The 19093-nt window shown below is 59.6% G+C and carries 16 protein-coding genes; 13 read left to right on the top strand and 3 right to left on the bottom strand.

Annotated features, from left to right (window positions below; translation table 11 throughout):
- A complete protein-coding gene (locus AC0ZWN_RS06125) occupies positions 1 to 2226 on the bottom strand; it encodes a TonB-dependent receptor (RefSeq protein ID WP_476334416.1) in 2226 nt (741 codons plus the stop codon).
- A gap of 205 nt (positions 2227 to 2431) precedes the next feature.
- Between AC0ZWN_RS06125 and AC0ZWN_RS06120 the strand changes: the two genes are divergently transcribed.
- Positions 2432 to 3469 carry a LacI family DNA-binding transcriptional regulator gene (locus AC0ZWN_RS06120; protein WP_476334415.1) on the top strand — a complete coding sequence of 346 codons (1038 nt, stop codon included), beginning with the start codon at positions 2432 to 2434 and terminating at the stop codon, positions 3467 to 3469.
- A gap of 189 nt (positions 3470 to 3658) precedes the next feature.
- A complete protein-coding gene (locus tag AC0ZWN_RS06115; RefSeq protein ID WP_007949845.1) occupies positions 3659 to 3919 on the top strand; it encodes a hypothetical protein in 261 nt (86 codons plus the stop codon).
- 24 nt (positions 3920 to 3943) lie between these two features.
- Here the strand turns inward: AC0ZWN_RS06115 and betT are convergent, their stop codons facing one another.
- The gene (gene betT, locus AC0ZWN_RS06110; RefSeq protein ID WP_162835968.1) at positions 3944 to 5905 is read right to left on the bottom strand and encodes a choline transporter BetT; all 1962 of its coding nucleotides are present in this window, start codon (positions 5903 to 5905) and stop codon (positions 3944 to 3946) included.
- Positions 5906 to 6356: 451 nt separating this feature from the next.
- Complete coding sequence (gene epsC / locus AC0ZWN_RS06105; protein ID WP_016983653.1) at positions 6357 to 7283, bottom strand: serine O-acetyltransferase EpsC; 927 nt, start codon at positions 7281 to 7283, stop codon at positions 6357 to 6359.
- Positions 7284 to 7473: 190 nt separating this feature from the next.
- Here epsC and AC0ZWN_RS06100 point away from each other — a divergent pair, with 190 nt between their 5' ends.
- The 11 genes from AC0ZWN_RS06100 to AC0ZWN_RS06050 all read left to right on the top strand — a co-directional run bounded on the left by AC0ZWN_RS06100 (position 7474) and on the right by AC0ZWN_RS06050 (position 18997).
- A complete protein-coding gene (locus tag AC0ZWN_RS06100) occupies positions 7474 to 8466 on the top strand; it encodes a D-cysteine desulfhydrase (protein WP_476334413.1) in 993 nt (330 codons plus the stop codon).
- 273 nt (positions 8467 to 8739) lie between these two features.
- Positions 8740 to 9540 carry a cystine ABC transporter substrate-binding protein gene (gene tcyJ, locus AC0ZWN_RS06095; RefSeq protein ID WP_476334411.1) on the top strand — a complete coding sequence of 267 codons (801 nt, stop codon included), beginning with the start codon at positions 8740 to 8742 and terminating at the stop codon, positions 9538 to 9540.
- Positions 9540 to 10205: a cystine ABC transporter permease gene (gene tcyL, locus AC0ZWN_RS06090; RefSeq protein WP_476334410.1), complete on the top strand. Its 666-nt coding sequence runs from the start codon at positions 9540 to 9542 to the stop codon at positions 10203 to 10205. Before tcyJ ends, tcyL begins: the two co-directional genes overlap by 1 nt.
- A 4-nt stretch (positions 10206 to 10209) precedes the next feature.
- Positions 10210 to 10959: an L-cystine ABC transporter ATP-binding protein TcyN gene (gene tcyN, locus AC0ZWN_RS06085; protein WP_476334409.1), complete on the top strand. Its 750-nt coding sequence runs from the start codon at positions 10210 to 10212 to the stop codon at positions 10957 to 10959.
- 470 nt (positions 10960 to 11429) lie between these two features.
- Positions 11430 to 12194 carry a hypothetical protein gene (locus AC0ZWN_RS06080; RefSeq protein WP_476334408.1) on the top strand — a complete coding sequence of 255 codons (765 nt, stop codon included), beginning with the start codon at positions 11430 to 11432 and terminating at the stop codon, positions 12192 to 12194.
- Between the two features lie 290 nt (positions 12195 to 12484).
- The gene (locus AC0ZWN_RS06075; protein WP_476334406.1) at positions 12485 to 13726 is read left to right on the top strand and encodes an SfnB family sulfur acquisition oxidoreductase; all 1242 of its coding nucleotides are present in this window, start codon (positions 12485 to 12487) and stop codon (positions 13724 to 13726) included.
- Positions 13727 to 13751: 25 nt separating this feature from the next.
- Complete coding sequence (locus AC0ZWN_RS06070) at positions 13752 to 14945, top strand: SfnB family sulfur acquisition oxidoreductase (RefSeq protein WP_476334405.1); 1194 nt, start codon at positions 13752 to 13754, stop codon at positions 14943 to 14945.
- Positions 14945 to 16303, top strand: a complete 1359-nt coding sequence (locus tag AC0ZWN_RS06065) for an LLM class flavin-dependent oxidoreductase (RefSeq protein WP_476334403.1) — start codon at positions 14945 to 14947, stop codon at positions 16301 to 16303. The genes AC0ZWN_RS06070 and AC0ZWN_RS06065 overlap by 1 nt, the downstream gene beginning before the upstream one ends.
- A 126-nt stretch (positions 16304 to 16429) precedes the next feature.
- Positions 16430 to 17239: a MetQ/NlpA family ABC transporter substrate-binding protein gene (locus AC0ZWN_RS06060; RefSeq protein ID WP_095125261.1), complete on the top strand. Its 810-nt coding sequence runs from the start codon at positions 16430 to 16432 to the stop codon at positions 17237 to 17239.
- Positions 17240 to 17241: 2 nt separating this feature from the next.
- Positions 17242 to 18363: a methionine ABC transporter ATP-binding protein gene (locus tag AC0ZWN_RS06055; RefSeq protein WP_476334402.1), complete on the top strand. Its 1122-nt coding sequence runs from the start codon at positions 17242 to 17244 to the stop codon at positions 18361 to 18363.
- Positions 18353 to 18997, top strand: coding sequence for a methionine ABC transporter permease (locus AC0ZWN_RS06050; RefSeq protein WP_034151854.1), 645 nt, complete (start codon positions 18353 to 18355; stop codon positions 18995 to 18997). The genes AC0ZWN_RS06055 and AC0ZWN_RS06050 overlap by 11 nt, the downstream gene beginning before the upstream one ends.
- Positions 18998 to 19093 lie beyond the last annotated feature (96 nt).

Raw genomic sequence — 19093 nt, 5'->3', positions numbered from 1 at the left:
TCAGAAATCCTTGCGCAGTTGCACGCCAAAGTAGCGCTCGTCGTCCCGTGGCACGGCGCGATAGATGTAATTGCCGCCGCTGGCGAGCAATGGCGAGTACGACTTGTCGGTGAGGTTTTTGCCCAGCAGTGCCACGCGCCAGCCATTGCTGTAATCGGCCAGCGCGACACTGGCGTTCCACAGACCGTAGGCGCCCTGCTTGGTGTCGACGTTCTGGCTGATGTCGTACTGCACTTCGCTCTGCCAGCTGTAGTCGGTGCCGAGTTCGATATCCAGGCCGTTATCCAGCGGGATGCTGTAGTCAGCGCGCACGTAGCTTTTCCAGTCCGGGCTGAACGGCAGCGGTTTGCCGTTGACGTTGCACGACGCCGCCGCGCCTGCCGGGCAGGCGAATTCGTCGATGCGCGCACGGGTGTAGGCGAGTGCGCCGGACAGTTTCAATTGCTGGGTCGCCTGCAAGGCGTAATCGAGTTCGACGCCTTCGCTGCTGACGCTGCCGGCGTTGATCAAGCGCGTCACCACTTGCCCGGCAACGGTGTCGAAGAAGTTCGCCTGATAGTTGTCGTAGTCGCTGTGGAACACCGCGAGATTGGTGGTCAGGCGATTGTTCCAGGACGTGGCTTTGATGCCCGCTTCCCAGGTGTTGGAGGTCTCCGGTTTCAGCGCTTCGGTGTCGCGCGGCTGCATGTTGAAGAAGACGTTGTAGGCCGGGCCTTTGTAGCCGCGCGAGTAGGTCAGATAGGTAGTGACGGCATCGCTCAAGTCGTACTGCACACCGAGGCGGCCGGACCAGCCATCTTCGTCGACAGAACCTGAACTGCTGGTCGCCGGTTGAATGCCGCTGACGGTGGTCGCTGAAGTGGAGACGCGGCGGTGATCGTATTCGAGATCGTCGTGGGTGTAGCGCAGGCCGGCGATGCCGCGAAAGTCCGAGGTGAAGTTCAGCGTGCTCTCACCGAACACCGCATAGCTGTCGCTGGTGGTGCTGTAATCGGCGACGCCTTGGTCGGTGCGCGTGGTCGTTGTCAGTGTGCGTTGATAGGTCTCGTCGTCCTTGCCGTGCATGTAGAACAGGCCACCGACGTATTCGAGAAATTCGCCCTTCGGCGAAGCCAGGCGCAGCTCTTGCGAGTATTGATCGAAGGCCAGATCGCCCTTGTCCGCCGTGCCGGGAAACGCCGCCGTCACCGTAGCGAGACGGTCACCGTCCTGATACTGGGTGTTGTCCCAACCGCGCCATGCGGTGATCGAGGTCAGAGTGTAATCGCCCAGTTGCCAATCGAGCTGGCCGGACAGACCCTTGTTGGTGTCCTCAACGTGTGAGCGGGTGTCGGTGTTGATGTCGCGGTTATGGCTGCTCGCATTGACCGGGCTCAGCGCATTGGCGAAGGCCGGGGTCAGCGACTTGCTGACCACACCGTTTGGACCGTCGTCGTGGGACTGCATGTAGTCGGCGATCAAGGTGAAGGTGACGTCGTCATTCGGGGTGAATTCGAGTTTGCCGCGCACGCCACGATGGTTGTAACCGTTGACCTCCTGGCCATTGTGCTGGTTGTCGACGTTGCCATCGTAGGTGCCGAATAGCGTGCTGATCGAGCCTTTCAACGTGTCCGGAATCAGGCTGCCGCCGATGCCGAATCGGGTGCGGCTTTCGTTGCCGCTGTAGTACGACTGATCGATGTAACCGTGGGTCTCGGCGGTTGGCGCCTTGCTGGTGATGTTGAGTACACCGGCCGAGGCGTTCTTGCCGAACAGCGTACCTTGCGGGCCGCGCAGCACTTCGACGCGCTCCAGATCCAGCAAGTCGAGAGTGGATTGGCCGGGACGCGCGTAGACCACACCATCGATTACCGTCGCCACGGTCGGCTCGACGCCCGGCGAGGTGGAAATCGTACCGACGCCGCGCACGAACAACGAGGTGTCCTTGTTCGATGCGCCGGTGCGGAAATTCAGCGACGGCACTTGCTGGACGATGCTCGCCACGCCGTTGCGGTTGTCGCGCTCAAGTTGTTCGCCGTCGATCACCGAGACCGCGACCGGCACTTTTTGCAGCGATTCTTCGCGGCGCGTGGCGGTGACGGTCACGGATTTGAGTGTCGGCTCCTGATCACTGCTCTCGGCAGCGAATGCGTTGGGCAACGGCAGCGCCGCCAACCCCGTAAATAACCAACCAGCGGCGCGGATCGATTGCGCCAGTTTGTTTGTCGCCCCAGGAATGTTGTGCATGTTTGCCCGCTCGAAATTGGCCCTTAACCGCTGCCGTTCTGCGACGACAGCGCCTGAATCGGTGTCTTGGGCATTCGCTCGAGCGAGTAGCAGACAGCGCGCTTTGTTAGCGCTACCATCGACAGTATTGGCAAGCCGCACATAGAGCGTCCAATACTGAAAAATTACTTTTATATGCGATTTGGTTTTTAAGAAGGATCAAGCCTTGAGCGAAGAAAAACCCCGCAAACGCCGTGGCGCCGGGCGTGTAACGCTGAATGCCGTGGCGCGTGAGGCCGGGGTTTCGGCGATCACCGTGTCACGCTATTTCAACCAGCCTGAGCAGGTTTCGCCCGAGCGTCGCGAGCGGATTGCGGCGGTGGTGGCCGAGTTGGGTTACGTGCCGAATCTGGTGGCCGGCGGGCTGGCCTCGGCGCGGGGGAAAATCGTCGGCATGGTGATCCCGAATATCTCCGGGCCGATCTTCGCCAATACCATTCAAGGCTTCAGCGATACGCTCAGTCGTTATGGCTATCAGCTGTTGCTGGCGTCGAGTTACTTCAGCACTGAACAAGAAGAAAACGCCGTGCGTGCGTTTCTCGGCTGGTCGCCGGCGGCGCTGGTGCTGACCAGTCACTTTCACAGTGCGGGCACGGAAAAGATGATCGCCGAGGCGGATGTTCCGGTGATCGAGACGTGGGATTACCAGCCGGAGCGTGAGCCGATGCAGATCGGTTTTTCGCATTTTGAAGTGGGCGTGAAGGCGGCAAAACATCTGCTGGGAAAAGGCTACCGACGCATTGCCTTCGTGCAAAACAGCGCTGCGGGCGACTTCAGCGCATTGGAACGCCGCGACGGTTACGCGGCGACCTTGCGCGAATCCGGCCTGGACCCTTGTATCTACGCCCCTGACGCCGATCGTGCGCCATTCGAGGCCGGCAAACAGGCGATGGATGCGCTGATGAATGCCTCACCGCGCCCCGACGCAATCATTTTCGCCAACGACAACCTCGCCGCCGGCGGCCTGCTCGCCGGGCAACGCGCCGGTGTCAAAATCCCCGAAGACTGTGCCGTTCTTGGCTTCGGCGATTACCCGTTCGCCGAGATGCTTTTGCCAAGTCTGAGCACGATCAAACCACCGGCACTGGAGATCGGTGTATTGGCTGCATCCCGCGTACTGGAAAGCCTTGGCGTGTTGCCGAGCGACGAGGTGCAGCGGCTGAACCTGCTGCAGTGCCAAGTCATCGAACGGGAAAGCACCTGATGAATACGGTGGGGGCTGGATTGGCTATGCTCTAAAGAACACCGAGGTGGCCCTATCGCGAGCAGGCTCGCTCCCACAGGGATTTCCTGTGTACGTAAAATTTATGTCCAGCCGAGATCCATTGTGGGAGCGAGCCTGCTCGCGAAAGCGATCCTTCAGGCAATGCACCTCCACCAGGCAGAACCCGCCATGCACACCGCCATCATCATTTTCTTCGGCCTGGTCCTGCTCGCTCTGATGCTCTACATCGGCGAGCGCATCGGCTTCAGCCGCCAGACCATGGCCTACGGCTTCGCCGCCCTGTGGTTGGCGTTGACGGTGATCAATGGCGCGGTGGGTGTAGTGCATGCCGGCCAGTCCGTGGGTTCGGAAATAGCGATTGGCAGTGCGGTATTCGGAGTGCCAATGGCGGCGATGGTGTTGTTCATGGTGCTAAGCGCCGAGTCCTGAACGGACCCGACGCTCAGGCGCCGATCAACGGACCAAGTGCAGGAACTGCATGTGCCGTTCGTACTGGTCGAGGATGTCGTTGATGATCTGCTCTTTGGTGTAGCCGACCAGATCGTAGTCCTGACTGCCCTCGCTCAAATGCACTTCGGCGCGGTAATAGCGACGATTGTTGAGCTGCTTCGAGCCCATCCCGCCACGCGCGAACGACGGCGTGAAGTAGCCGCGCATCTGCACCTGATAGATGAACGGATGCGCATCACCATGGCCGATTTCCAGGCTGACGCTGTCATTCGCCGGATCCGGCTGGGTGACCACGTTGAGGCCTTTCTCGACGAACACCGCCGTCACTTCTTCAATCGCCGGGCGTACCGTGGTGTCCATGAAGCGGTACACCTCGTCACGCGACGGGAAGTGCACCGCCTGACTCAGCCGCTGACGCCAGCCGCCCGTACCGCGCCGTGAACCGGAGACCGGTGCCAGCGAATGCAACTGCGCGATCTGCTTCTGCGACTCCAGATAGAACGCCTTGTGCAGGCCCCACATCATCAGCAGCAAGATCAACGAGAACGGCAACGAGGTCAGCACCACCGCTGACTTCAGCGCATCGATGCTGCCGGAGAACAGCAGCGCACTGGTGATCAGCGCGGTCATCGCGCCCCAGAACACTCGCAGCCATTTCGGCCCGTCTTCGTCCGGGGTGCCGCCCTTGGCCGACAGCGTCGAGAGCACCACGGTGCCGGAGTCGGCAGACGTGACGAAGAACACGAAGCTGATAAACACCGTCACGGCGATGACGGTTTTGCTCCACGGGTAGGTTTCCAGCAGCAGGTAAATGCTCATCGACGGGTTGTCGATGGCCGACATGCCCAGCGCGCTCATGCCGTGGTTGAGTACCTGATCGATGGCGCTGTTGCCGAAGATCGACATCCACGCGAGGGTGAAACCGAGCGGAATCAGCAGCACGCCGAAAACGAATTCACGGATGGTCCGGCCACGGGAAATCCGTGCGATGAACAGGCCCACGAACGGCGACCATGCAATCCACCAGGCCCAGTAGAACACCGTCCAGCCGCCGAGCCAGTCGCTCGGTTTGTCGTAGGCGTAGAGGTCGAAACTCTTCATCGGCAAGGCGCCGAGGTAGTCGCCCAAGTTCTGGATCAGGGTGTTGAGCAGATGCTGGGTTGGCCCGGCAAACAACACGAACAGCAGCAGCGCACAGGCCAGCAGCATGTTGATGTCGGACATCACCCGCACGCCTTTATCAACGCCGGAGACCGCCACGATGATTGCCGCGCCCATCATCAGCGTGATCAGGCCGACCTGAATCCACTGGGTGTGAGCGATGCCGAACAGGTAGTCGAGACCGGAGTTGAGGTGCAGCACACCAAAACCCATGTCGGCACCCAGACCGAACACCGTAGCGATGATGCCGAAGCCGTCCACTGCGTAACCGATCGGGCCGTTGATGCGTTTGCCGATCAGCGGATACAGCGCCGAACGCAGGGCCAGCGGCAGGTTGTGGCGGTAAGCGAAATACGCCAGCGCCATGCCGACGAAGGCAAACACGCCCCAGCCATGCAGGCCCCAGTGCAGAAACAGAATCTGCATCGCCTGACGCGCCGCATCCGCCGTGCCCGCCTCGCCTTGCGGCGGCTGGAGCATATGGGTCAGCGGTTCAGAGACGCAGAAGAAGAACAGCGTGATGCTGATCCCGGCGGCGAACAGCATGCCGGCCCAGGACAAGTAACTGAATTCGGGCTCGTCGTGGTCGGCACCGAGTTTTATCTTGCCGTAGCCGGATAAGGCGGTGACCACCACGAAGACCAGATACAGGGTCATCGCGAGCATGTAGTACCAGCCGACCGTATTGGCCGCCCAGTTTTGCGCTTCCAGCAGCCAGGCGCCTGCCTGCTCCGGCATGGCGATGACAACGAGACCAAACAGCAGAATGACCGTCGCGGCGAAGTAGAACACCGGCGGATTCATGCGTACCAGACCGCTGGCGGGGGTAGACGATGCACTCATGAAACGTGCACCTCGAGGGGTTGAAACGTGGCTGAAATGATCGGACTCAGCAAAGGCAAGCCTCCTGTTGTGAGCGGGCAGCGAACCACCGGTTTAACTTGAATGAACGTTCAAGTTAAACATGGATAGGGTGGCAAGGACTAATCGTACGGCTAGGCGGTAGTTTTCCTACGCTAGCTCAAGGATGGGTATGACGTGGGTTTGAGGGTATTCGTTCAATAGCCCCTCACCCTAGCCCTCTCCCGGAGGGAGAGGGGACTGATTGGGGGATATTGGGGAGATACGCCGACGTGATCCTGCTGTACCGAATCCATAATCGACTCGGTATTTCAGGTCGATGTATGACGCAAGACACTTCGGTCGCCCCCCTCTCCCTCGGGGAGAGGGCTGGGGTGGGTAAGCCGTTAAAGCCCTACTTCTGCGTCCCGTCATCATGCTGCAAATTGGCCTGAGTCAAATTGCACCCCGCCGGCACACTCCGCGTCAGCCACACATTGCCGCCAATGGTCGACCCCTTGCCAATGGTGATCCGCCCGAGAATCGTCGCCCCGGCATAAATCACCACGTCATCTTCAACGATCGGATGGCGCGGATGGCCCTTCTGCAACTGCCCGTCCTCATCCGCCGGGAAGCGCTTGGCGCCCAACGTCACCGCCTGATAAATCCGCACGCGCTCACCAATGATCGCCGTCTCGCCGATCACCACGCCCGTGCCGTGATCGATAAAGAAGCTACGGCCGATCTGCGCACCCGGATGGATATCAATGCCGGTCGCCGAATGGGCGATTTCCGCGCTGATCCGCGCCAGCAACGGCAAACCGGCGCGATACAAATGGTGCGCGAGGCGATGGTGAATCACCGCGAGAATCCCCGGGTAGCACAGCAGCACTTCATCGACACTGCGTGCCGCCGGATCACCGTGATAAGCGGCCAGCACATCGGTGTCGAGCAGCGTGCGCAGGCCCGGCAGTGCGAGGGCGAAATCCTGCACGATCTGAATCGCGCGCGCTTCGACTTCGGTGTCGGCCTGGGCACTGTGACGGGCGACGTAACGCAGCTCCAGGCGGGTCTGCGCCAGCAACGCATTCAGCGCCACATCGAGGGTGTGGCCGACGTAGAAATCTTCACTCTCTTCGCGCAGATCCACCGGGCCCAGGCGCATCGGGAACAAGGCGCCACACAATGCTTCAAGAATCTCCGCCATCGCTGCGCGGGACGGCAACTCGCGACCGCCCTGCTCGCCGGACGCCCGGCCGTTCTGTGCCCGCCACTGATCCCGCGCGCTGCGCAGTTGGCTGACGATGGTCTGCAATTGCCAATGGCTGGAACGCTCGCTCACGGTAAAGACTCCTCACGGGCGGCCGGACTGTCTGGCCGCGTCAACGGCGCCTACTTTACGGCATGCTCGCGAAGGCGAATTAAGAACCGATAGTGCTGGGCTCAGTTCATTTGGCTATAAGCGATTCACGGTTGCCCCTGCAAAAGCGCGTGCCTATAGTCCTTTCATCTTCCTCCGCCAGTACGGACCCATGATCAAACAACAGCTGGACCGCTTTGACCGTCTCGACCTGCTCGGCCACCCGACGCCCCTGGAAAAACTCGAACGCCTGTCCACTTGGCTCGGCCGCGAGGTGTATATCAAGCGCGATGACCTGACGCCGCTGGCCATGGGCGGCAACAAATTGCGCAAACTCGAATACCTCGCTGCCGATGCCTTGGCGCAAGGTGCCGATACGCTAATTACCGCCGGTGCGCTGCAATCGAACCACGTTCGTCAAACCGCCGCACTCGCCGCCAAACTCGGTCTTGGCTGTGTGGCGCTGCTGGAAAATCCGCTGGGCACTGACGACAGCAATTACACCGGCAACGGCAACCGCCTGCTGCTGGATCTGTTCGATACCAAGGTCGAACTGGTCGACAACCTCGACAACGCCGACGAACAACTGACCGCCCTCGCCGCCCGCCTGCGCAGCAACGGCAAGAAGCCGTATCTGGTGCCAATCGGTGGCTCCAATGCGCTCGGTGCGTTGGGCTATGTGCGCGCCGGTCTGGAACTGGCCGAGCAGATCAACGACACCGGCCTGAATTTCGCCGCTGTAGTGTTGGCCTCAGGCAGTGCCGGGACGCACAGCGGTCTGGCATTGGCGTTGAGCGAAGTGTTGCCGCAATTGCCGGTGATTGGCGTGACGGTTTCGCGCAGTGAAGAAGATCAGCGACCGAAGGTTCAGGGACTTGCCGAACGCACGGCGGCGCTGCTCGGCGTCGAACTGCCGACCAGCTTCAAGGTCGAGTTGTGGGACGAATATTTCGGCCCGCGTTATGGCGAGCCGAATGCCGGAACGCTGGCGGCGCTGAAGCTGCTGGCCAGTCAGGAAGCGGTGTTGCTCGATCCGGTGTACACCGGCAAGGCCATGGCAGGTTTACTCGACGGGATTGGTCGTCAGCGCTTTGATGAAGGCCCGATCATCTTCCTGCATACCGGTGGGGCGCCGGCGTTGTTTGCCTACAAGGACTTCCTGTAACAGGAGATCAAAACGGCAGCTCCTACAAGTGATCTCATGCAGGAGCTGCCGCAGGCGGCGATCTTTTTCCACAGACAATACATATTCCAATAAAGAATAACATTTCAGATATTAAGTATTTTCAAGTCTAACGCAGACATCTTATAGTCTCGCCGCAGGCGAATTTCGCGAGAGACGCATAAGCTGCTTTAAGGCAGGATAGCGCTGTCGTCCGAATCACCCATTCGCCAACTTTCCTTAAGCGTCTTCCATAAGAAAACACAGGGGCTTGTCATGAATTTTTCCGCACTACGTCGCAATCTGCTGGTGGGTTCGCTGGGCCTTGCGCTGAGCGCCGGCCTGATCGGCCAGGCAGTGGCCGGTGAACAGTTGCAACAGATCAAGGACAAAGGCGTTATCAACGTCGGCCTGGAAGGCACTTACCCACCGTTCAGCTTCGTTGATGCCGACGGCAAGCTGTCCGGTTTCGAAGTTGAATTCTCTGAGGCGCTGGCCAAAGAGCTGGGTGTGAAGGTCAAACTGCAGACCACCAAGTGGGACGGCATCCTCGCGGCGCTTGAGTCCAAGCGTCTGGATGCAGTGATCAACCAGGTGACCATTTCCGAAGAGCGCAAGAAGAAGTATGACTTCTCCGAGCCGTACACAGTTTCCGGGATTCAAGCGCTGGTGCTGACCAAGAAAGCCGCCGACCTGAACATCAAATCCGCTGCCGATCTGGGTGGCAAGAAAGTCGGCGTGGGCCTGGGCACCAACTACGAGCAGTGGGTCAAAGCCAACGTGCCGACCGCTGACGTGCGCACTTATGAAGATGATCCGACTAAATTCCAGGACCTGCGTGTCGGCCGTATCGACGCCATCCTGATCGACCGTCTGGCCGCGCTGGAATATGCCAAGAAAGCCAAGGACACCACAGCCGCCGGCGAAGCGTTCTCCCGTCAAGAGGCCGGCGTTACCTTGCGCAAAGGCGAGCCTGAACTGTTGGCTGCCGTAAACAAGGCCATCGACAAGCTGCGTGCCGACGGCACGCTGGCCAAGCTTTCGGAAAAATACTTCAGCGCTGACGTCACTAAATAATGGAAGCAACATTCCAAATTGTACGGGAGGCCATGCCCTTTTTGCTCAAGGGCATGTACTTCACCGTCATCCTCAGCCTGGGTGGCATGTTCTTCGGCTTCCTGCTCGGCTTCAGTCTGGCGTTGATGCGCCTGTCGCGCTTCAAGATGTTGAGCTTGATTGCCCGCATCTACGTGTCGTTCTTTCGCGGCACGCCGTTGCTGGTACAACTGTTCGTCATCTATTACGGCTTGCCTCAGGTGGGCCTTGAGCTCGATCCGATACCCGCAGCCCTGATCGGCCTTTCGCTGAACATGGCTGCTTATATCTGTGAAATCCTGCGCTCTTCGATCAGTTCGATTGAACGCGGTCAGTGGGAAGCCGCTGCGAGCATCGGCATGACCCGCGCGCAGACTCTGCGTCGGGCCATCCTGCCGCAAGCGATGCGTACGGCATTACCGGCGTTGGGCAACAGCTTCATTTCACTGGTCAAGGACACTGCACAGGCCGCCACTATCCAGGTGCCGGAGTTGTTACGTCAGGCGCAGTTGATCAGCGCACGTAACTTCGAAATTTTCACCATGTACCTTAGTGCCGCACTGCTCTACTGGATTCTGGCCTCGGTGCTCGCGCACCTGCAGAACAAGCTGGAAGAGCGGGTCAATCGGCACGACCAGGAGTCCTGACCCCATGATTGTCGTGGAAAAACTGACCAAGCAATTCAAGGGTCAGGTCGTGCTCAACGGCATCGACCTCGAGGTCAAGGAAGGCGAAGTCGTCGCAATCATCGGCCCCAGCGGTTCGGGGAAAACGACGTTCCTGCGCTGCCTGAACTTCCTTGAACAACCCACCAGTGGCCGGATCAAGGTCGGCGATATCGAAATCGATACCAGCCGCCCGCTGAACCAGCAGCAAAGTCTGGTGCGCAACCTGCGCCAGCATGTGGGCTTCGTGTTCCAGAACTTCAACCTGTTCCCCCATCGCACCGCACTGGAAAACGTCATCGAAGGCCCGATCGTGGTCAAGAAGATGCCGCGCGAAGCCGCCATTGCCTTGGGCAAAAAGCTCATGGCCAAAGTCGGACTCGCCGGCAAAGAAGACGCTTATCCGCGTCGTCTCTCTGGTGGTCAGCAACAGCGCGTAGCGATCGCCCGGGCGCTGGCGATGGAACCGGAAGTGATTCTGTTCGACGAGCCGACTTCGGCGCTTGACCCGGAACTGGTCGGCGAAGTGCTGGCGACGATTCGTGGCCTGGCTGAAGAAAAACGCACCATGGTGATCGTCACCCACGAGATGGGTTTTGCTCGTGACGTGGCCAACCGTGTGGTGTTTTTCGATAAAGGCGTGATCGTCGAACAAGGCGAAGCGAAGGCATTGTTTGCCAACCCGAAAGAAGAACGCACTAAACAGTTTCTCAGCAAGTTCCTGAATCACGTCTGAGAACTTTTATTGCATCACCGATAACTTCCACGGATGGAAGTTTCCTTTATAAAATATTTACCCCCTTCAGTCTCATTCAAACAAAACATATCCCAAGCAGTACATATATATGTTCTGCAACAGATAACACCCGCCTCCTCCCCTGCCACCTGAAATGATAGTGCTCAAATAAATCCGCGCATAAAACGCCGAGAAAGCCCTGTGCCCCGTGGTTCATTTCGCCTTACCACCTAGGCATATGGCCGCAATGGCGTAGGAAACTTCTGATTAATTCGTAATTCACGGATTAACTAATATCGTCTATTGACACCCCATCCCGCAGACTCTTATCTAGTCGGCAACCGGCATCAACTAGTTCAACCACCCCGTCTTCAACTTGAATAAAAGCCCAAAGCTTTATTGCCAGTTTATTCACGCTTTTTGTTCTTTCAGAAACGGACTTCGCTGCAAGGCTTCAAGGAGAGAAATCGATGACCCGCACTTCGCACACCCCCGAACTGACAGCGCCGACCCTCGCGCCAGCGCAAAAAACCGGCATCAATCTGGCTGCCGCCGCGCACCTCTTGATCGAGGTGTCGCCCTACCCTGATATGGACAGCGGCGATCTCATCGAGCTGTTCTGGAACAAATGCTATGTCGCTTCCAAAGTGCTGACGGCGGATGACGTCGGCACAATCGTCAGCCTGCGAGTGCCGGAAAGTTTCATCGCCAACGGCACCGCGCGCATCCACTACCGGGTGATGCAGGTCGGTCAGGGGCCGGCGTTTTCGGCGGCGATGCGCGTACAGGTCAAACTTGACTGCCCCGGCGGGCAACCCACGGCGCTGAGCGCAGACGAAAATCAGCAACTGGCCCCGGTTGCCATCCCCGACGCCATACGCCGTCAGGGCGTCAATCCGAACCAGATTAAACGCGGTGTGCCGCTGACCATCGAGCCGTACCTGAACATGGCCGAGGATGACGCCATCACCTTGCGCTGGGGTGACGTGCGCATGGATCTGGCACCGGTCACCGCCGCAGATATCGGCTTGCCGATTCAGGTCTGGGTACCGCCGTCGGTGATTGTCGAAGCAGGCGAGGATCTGCGCCTGGACGTGACGTATTGCATTCTCGATCGGGTCGGCAACAACTCCCGCTGGGCACCGCCCCGCACCTTGAAAATCGGCTGCGCAAATCCTTATCTGAAAGTCCCGCTCATGCCCGAACTCAAAGCCGCCGAATCCCGCAAGCCCTGAACACAATGCCCCTGTGGCGAGAGAGCAAGCGCCCTCGCCACCGGATCATTCCAGCCGCAAAAAAATTCTTAACCAACCCGACCATCACCTCTTCTATGCATATTCCTAAAAGTTAGTTTATTTAATATTTATACACGTTTAGGGTATATAAACCGGACCACCGGACATTCATTCGTTCGCCGCACTTTTGCGGCGTTTTTCATGAGATGTGAGGTAGGTAGCATGGTCCGGAACACAATCACCCCAGTGCAGATCGCCAGGGCATTGCGTGCAGCCAAGGAGCGGCACTGATGTCCAGTCTGGCAAATGCAAACGTCCAGTCTGATCTGGACATCGCCCCGTTGTTGTTGCCTGCGCAGGTCTTGCGCAACGACGCCCAAGCCATCAACGCCGCCCAAGAGCTGGCACAAGTCGCCCGCGTGCAGGCCGCGAAACGCGACCGTCAGCGCAAGCTGCCGTGGTCGGAAATCGAACAGTTCACCCGCAGCGGATTAGGCAGCATCGCCATCCCGCGCGAATACGGTGGCCCGCAGGTTTCATTCGTCACTCTGGCCGAAGTGTTCGCGATCATCTCCGCCGCCGACCCGGCGTTGGGGCAGATCCCGCAGAACCAGTTCGGCATCATCAATCTGGTACTCGGCAGCGCCACCGAAGCGCAGAAACAACAGCTATTCCAGAGCGTTCTGGAAGGCTGGCGCATCGGCAACGCCGGTCCTGAGCGCGGCACCAAAAACACCTTGGAACTGAAAGCGCGGATCACCGCTGATGGCGATGATTTCGTGATCAATGGCCAGAAGTTTTACTCCACCGGCGCGCTGTTTGCGCATTGGGTCGCGGTCAAGGCGCTCAACGATGACGGCAAGCAAGTGCTGGCCTTCGTTCGTCGCGGCACACCGGGTTTGCGCATCGTTGATGACTGGTCGGGCTTCGGTCAGCGCACCACCGCCAGCGGTACGATTCTGCTGAACAACGTGCGTGTCGAATCGAGCCTGGTGGTCGAGAACTGGAAGATCAACGAAACCCCGAACACCCAAGGCGCGGTGTCGCAGCTGATTCAAGCCGCGATCGACGCCGGCATCGCCCGTGGCGCCATTGATGACGCCATTGAGTTCGTCAAAACCCGCGCACGGCCGTGGATCGACGCCAAGGTTGATCGCGCCAGCGATGATCTTTATGTCATCGCCGATATCGGCAAACTCAAAATCGAACTGCACGCCGCCGAAGCGCTGTTGCGCAAGGCCGGCAAAGTGCTCGATCAAGTGCACGCCGCGCCGATCACCGCCGAGTCCGCCGCACGCGCTTCTATCGCCGTGGCGGAGGCGAAAGTGCTGACTACCGAGATCTCGCTGTTGGCCAGTGAAAAGCTTTTCGAACTGGCCGGCAGCCGCGCCACCCTCGCCGAATTCAACCTCGACCGTCACTGGCGCAACGCCCGCGTGCACACGTTGCACGACCCGGTGCGCTGGAAATATCACGCGGTCGGCGCCTATCGCCTCAACGGCACTTTGCCTGCTCGCCATTCCTGGATCTGAGACGACCAGACATCTGGAGAAACCTATGACTTTTTCCCATCACGTCGCGGTCATCACCAGCGATGAGCAAGCCCTGATCGTCGCCAGCGACCTGGCCGAAGATTTCAAACGCGACAGCGCCCTGCGCGACCGTGAACGTCGCTTGCCATTACCGGAACTCGACGTGTTTTCCCGCTCGGGCCTGTGGGGCATCAGCGTACCCAAGGAATACGGCGGCGCTGGCGTGTCCAACGTAACTCTGGCCCAAGTCATTGCCCTGATCGCTCAGGCTGACGGCTCGCTTGGGCAGATTCCGCAGAACCATTTCTACGCACTGGAAGTGCTGCGCGTAAACGGCAGCCACGCGCAAAAACAACGGCTGTACGCCGAAGTGCTCGCTGGCCAACGCTTCGGCAATGCCTTGGCAGAACTGGGCACCAAAACGGCCCACGATCGCGTCACCAGCCTCAAACGCGACGGTGACGGCTATCGCATCAACGGCCGCAAGTTCTATGCGACCGGCGCGATTTACGCACAGCGCATTCCCACTTCTGTGGTGGATGAAAACGGTGTACAGCAACTGGCCTTCGTCCCCCGCGACAGCAAAGGCCTGACCGTGATCGACGACTGGAGCGGCTTCGGCCAGCGCACCACCGGCAGCGGTTCGGTGGTGTTCGAAGACGTGTACGTCGCGGCTGAAGACGTGCTGCCGTTTCAAAGCGCCTTTGAACGTCCAACCACCGTCGGCCCGCTGGCGCAGATCCTTCACGCCGCCATCGACACCGGCATCGCCCGCGCCGCTTACGAAGACGCCCTGCACTTTGTGCGTAGCAAGACCCGGCCGTGGATCGACTCCGGCAACGACAAAGCCACTGAAGATCCATTGACGCTGAAAAGCTTCGGCCACTTGAGCATTCGCCTGCACGCTACCGAAGCCTTGCTCGAACGTGCCGGCGAATTCCTCGACGCTGCGCAAGCCGAGACCAACGCAGAGACCGTCGCCGCCGCCTCGATTGCCGTCGCCGAAGCACGGGCGATCAGCACTGAAATCTCTTTGGCCGCCGGCAGCACGCTGTTCGAACTGGCCGGCAGCCAGGCGACACTGATCGAACACGGCCTCGACCGCCACTGGCGCAACGCCCGCGTGCACACCTTGCACGACCCGGTGCGCTGGAAATACCACGCGGTGGGCAACTACTACCTCAACGATGAAAACCCTCCGTTGCGAGGGACGATCTGATGAGCGCGGCGAAAAAGAAGATCCTGCTCAATGCGTTCAACATGAACTGCATCGGCCACATCAACCATGGCCTGTGGACGCATCCGCGCGACACCTCAACGCGCTACAACACCATCGAGTACTGGACGGAACTGGCGCAATTGCTGGAGCGCGGGCTGTTCGACGGCTTGTTCATCGCCGACATCGTTGGTGTGTACGACGTCTATCAGAACTCGGTCGACGTCACGCTCAAAGAGTCGATCCAGTTGCCGGTCAACGACCCTTTGCTGCTGGTTTCAGCGATGGCCGCCGTGACCAGAAACCTTGGCTTCGGCCTGACTGCAAATCTCACTTATGAGCCGCCGTATCTGTTCGCCCGGCGCATGTCGACGCTCGATCATTTGAGCCGTGGTCGAGTGGGCTGGAACATTGTCACCGGCTATCTCGACAGCGCCGCGAAAGCCATGGGACTGAGCGAGCAGGTCGAGCATGACCGTCGTTATGACCAGGCCGACGAGTACCTGGAGGTGCTCTACAAACTCTGGGAAGGCAGTTGGGAAAACGGCGCGGTACTGAATAACCGTGAGCAGCGGATCTACGCCAACCCGGAAAAAGTGCACAAGGTCGAGCACAAGGGCGAGTTCTATCAGGTCGAGGGCTATCACCTCTGTGAGCCGTCGCCACAGCGCACACCGGTGCTGTTTCAGGCCGGCAGTTCTGAGCGCGGTTTGCTGTTCGCCGGGCGTCACGCCGAGTGCGTGTTCATCAGCGGCCAGAACAAACCGTCGACCAAGGTTCAGGTCGACAAGGTGCGCGCCAGCGCCGTCGAGGCCGGACGCAATCCTGAGGACATCAAGGTGTTCATGGGCCTCAACGTGATCGTCGGCGCGACCGAAGAAGCCGCGTGGGCCAAGCACGCCGAGTATCTGAGCTACGCCAGCGCCGAAGCCGGCGTGGCGCATTTTTCCGCCTCCACCGGCATCGACTTTTCCCAATACGAGATCGACGAACCGATCCAGTACGTGAAGAGCAACGCCATTCAGTCGGCCACCAAGAACCTGCAGAACAACGACTGGACCCGGCGCAAATTGCTCGACCAGCACGCCCTCGGTGGCCGCTACATCACCGTGGTCGGTTCGGCTGAGCAAGTGGCGGATGAGCTGGAGTCGTGGATCGCCGAGACCGGCCTGGATGGGTTCAACCTGACCCGCATTGTCACGCCGGAAAGCTATGTCGATTTTATCGAGCTGGTGGTTCCGGAGCTGCAGCGGCGTGGGTCGTACAAGACCGCGTATGACAGCGGCAGCTTGCGCGAGAAGCTGTTTCACAGCGAAGCGCAGTTGCCCGAGCAACACACCGGCGCAGCGTTCCGCCGCTAAAAGCATCGCTGGCAAGCCAGCTCCCACAAGGGTCTGTGGCGTTCACAAAACCTGTGGGAGCTGGCTTGCCAGCGATGAGGCCCGACCCGACACCACAAAATTAATGCACTGACTGGAAAAACCATCATGACCAAGAAACGCCTGTCCCACCCAGTCAAAGCACTGGCCCTGGCCCTCGGCCTGTTCAGCTCGGCCATTTTCGCCGCCGACGCCCCATTGAAAATCGGCACCACCGCCGCCTTCGCCATTCCGCTCGAAGCCGCCGTGGAAGAAGCCTCCAGACAAGGCCTGAACGTCGAGCTGGTGGAGTTCACTGACTGGATCGCACCCAACGTCAGCCTCGCCGCCGGCGACATCGACGTGAACTACTTCCAGCACATTCCGTTCCTCGAAAACGCCAAAGCCGCCTCGGGTTTTGATCTGGTGCCGTTCGCACCGGGGATCATCAACAACGTCGGTCTCTATTCGAAAAAATACAAAAGCTTTGATGAGTTGCCCGAAGGCGCCAGCGTCGCCATCGCCAACGACCCGATCAACAGCGGGCGTGGTTTGCAATTGCTGGCCAAGGCCGGTTTGATCACGCTGAAGCCGGGCGTCGGCTACAAGGCTACTGAAGACGATATCGTCGCCAACCCGAAGAAAATCAAAATCCTCCAAGTCGAAGCCGTGCAATTGGTGCGCGCCTATGACGACGCCGATCTGGTCCAGGGCTACCCGGCCTACATTCGTCTGGCGAAGACTTTCGATGCCGGTTCGGCACTGCTGTTCGACGGTCTCGACCACAAGGAATACGTGATCCAGTTCGTCATCCAGCCGAAAAGCAAAACCGACCCGCGCCTGATCAAATTCGTCGACATTTACCAGCATTCGCCGGTTGTTCGCGCGGCGCTGGATAAGGCCCACGGCAAGCTGTATCAAGCCGGTTGGGAAAGCTGAGCATGACGGCCGCGATCCAACGGCGACTGGAGATTCCAGAGCCACACCATGCTGAAAAAACCGAGCTGCACCCCGAGCTGAATCGCGCCCACGTACGCTTCATCGGCCTGGGCAAAACCTACAACGGCCGGCAGGGCCCGGTCGCCGCGTTGCAAGGCATCGATCTGGCGATTCAGCGCGGTGAAGTGTTCGGCATCATCGGCCGCAGCGGTGCCGGCAAGTCGTCGCTGATTCGGACGATCAATCGTTTGGAACAGCCGACGTCCGGGCGCGTTCTGATCGATCAGGTCGACATCGGCGAGTTCGATGAAGACCGTCTGGTCGCCCTTCGCCGGCGCATCGGCATGATTTTTCAGCACTTCAATCTGATGTCGGCCAAGACCGTTTGGCAGAACGTCGAATTGCCGCTGAAAGTCGCGGGCGTAGCAAAAGAGCAGCGCGACAAAAAAGTCCGTGAATTGCTCGAACTGGTCGGTCTGCAAAGCAAGCACAAGGCTTATCCGGCGCAGCTTTCCGGTGGGCAGAAACAACGCGTCGGCATCGCCCGTGCGCTGGTGCACGACCCGGATATTTTGCTCTGCGACGAAGCGACTTCGGCCCTTGATCCGGAAACCACGCAGTCGATCCTCGGCTTGCTGCGTGAGATCAACCAACGCCTGGGCCTGACCATCGTATTGATTACCCATGAAATGGCTGTGATTCGCGAAATCTGCGACCGCGTCGTCGTGCTGGAGCATGGCCGGGTGGTCGAGCAAGGCCCGGTCTGGGAAGTGTTCGGCAATCCGCAGCACGAGGTCAGCCAGACCATGCTCGCGCCGCTGCAACATGCATTGCCGGAGGAATTGCAGAACCGCTTGCAAGCCCAAGCGCCGTCCTCCGACGCCGCTGTGGTGCTGCGTTTGCAGTTCACTGGCAGCGCCAGTGACGAGCCGGATCTGGCGGCACTGTTCGCGGCATTGGGTGGCCGGGTGAAGCTGCTTCAGGGCGGCGTCGAACGGATTCAGGGGCATGCGCTGGGGCAATTGTTGCTGGCGGTGAGCGGCTCTTCGTTCAGCGCCGAGCAACTGCGCGAGCGCGCCACGCCTTGGGCGCAACGGGTGGAGGTACTGGGTTATGTGGTTTGATCGCTTGTTGCAGGGTTTTATCGACACGTTTCTGATGGTCGGCGTGTCGTCGCTGATCGCCTTGCTGGTGGGGATTCCCATGGCGGTGATCCTGGTCACCAGCGACAAGGGCGGCATCTACGAGGCGCCGGTGCTGAATCGTGCCTTGGGCGCGTTCGTGAACCTGTTCCGCTCGATCCCGTTTCTGATTCTGATGGTCGCGCTGATTCCGTTTACCCGGTTGATTGTCGGCACCACCTACGGTGTCTGGGCGGCCGTGGTGCCGCTGACGATTGCGGCGACGCCGTTCTTTGCGCGGATTGCCGAAGTGAGCCTGCGTGAGGTCGATCATGGTTTGATCGAAGCCGCGCAGGCGATGGGTTGCCGACGTTGGCACATTGTCTGGCATGTGCTGTTGCCCGAGGCGCTGCCGGGGATTGTCGGCGGTTTCACGATTACGCTAGTGACGATGATCAACTCCTCGGCCATGGCCGGGGCGATTGGTGCCGGTGGCTTGGGGGATATCGCTTATCGCTACGGCTATCAGCGTTTTGACAGCCAGATCATGTTGACGGTGATTGTGTTGCTGGTGGCGTTGGTCGCGGTGATTCAGTTGGGTGGGGATCGCTTGGCGCGGGGGTTGAACAAGCGCTGAGCTCATCCGGAATCATGCCGCGCCTCTGAACCCGCTTTCGCGAGCAGGCTCGCTCCCACATTTGGAATGCGTTCCACTGTGGGAGCGAGCCTGCTC

The organism is Pseudomonas sp. 3B-A001-10F, from assembly GCF_056313565.1.
This window is presented reverse-complemented; position numbering and strand designations above follow the sequence as displayed.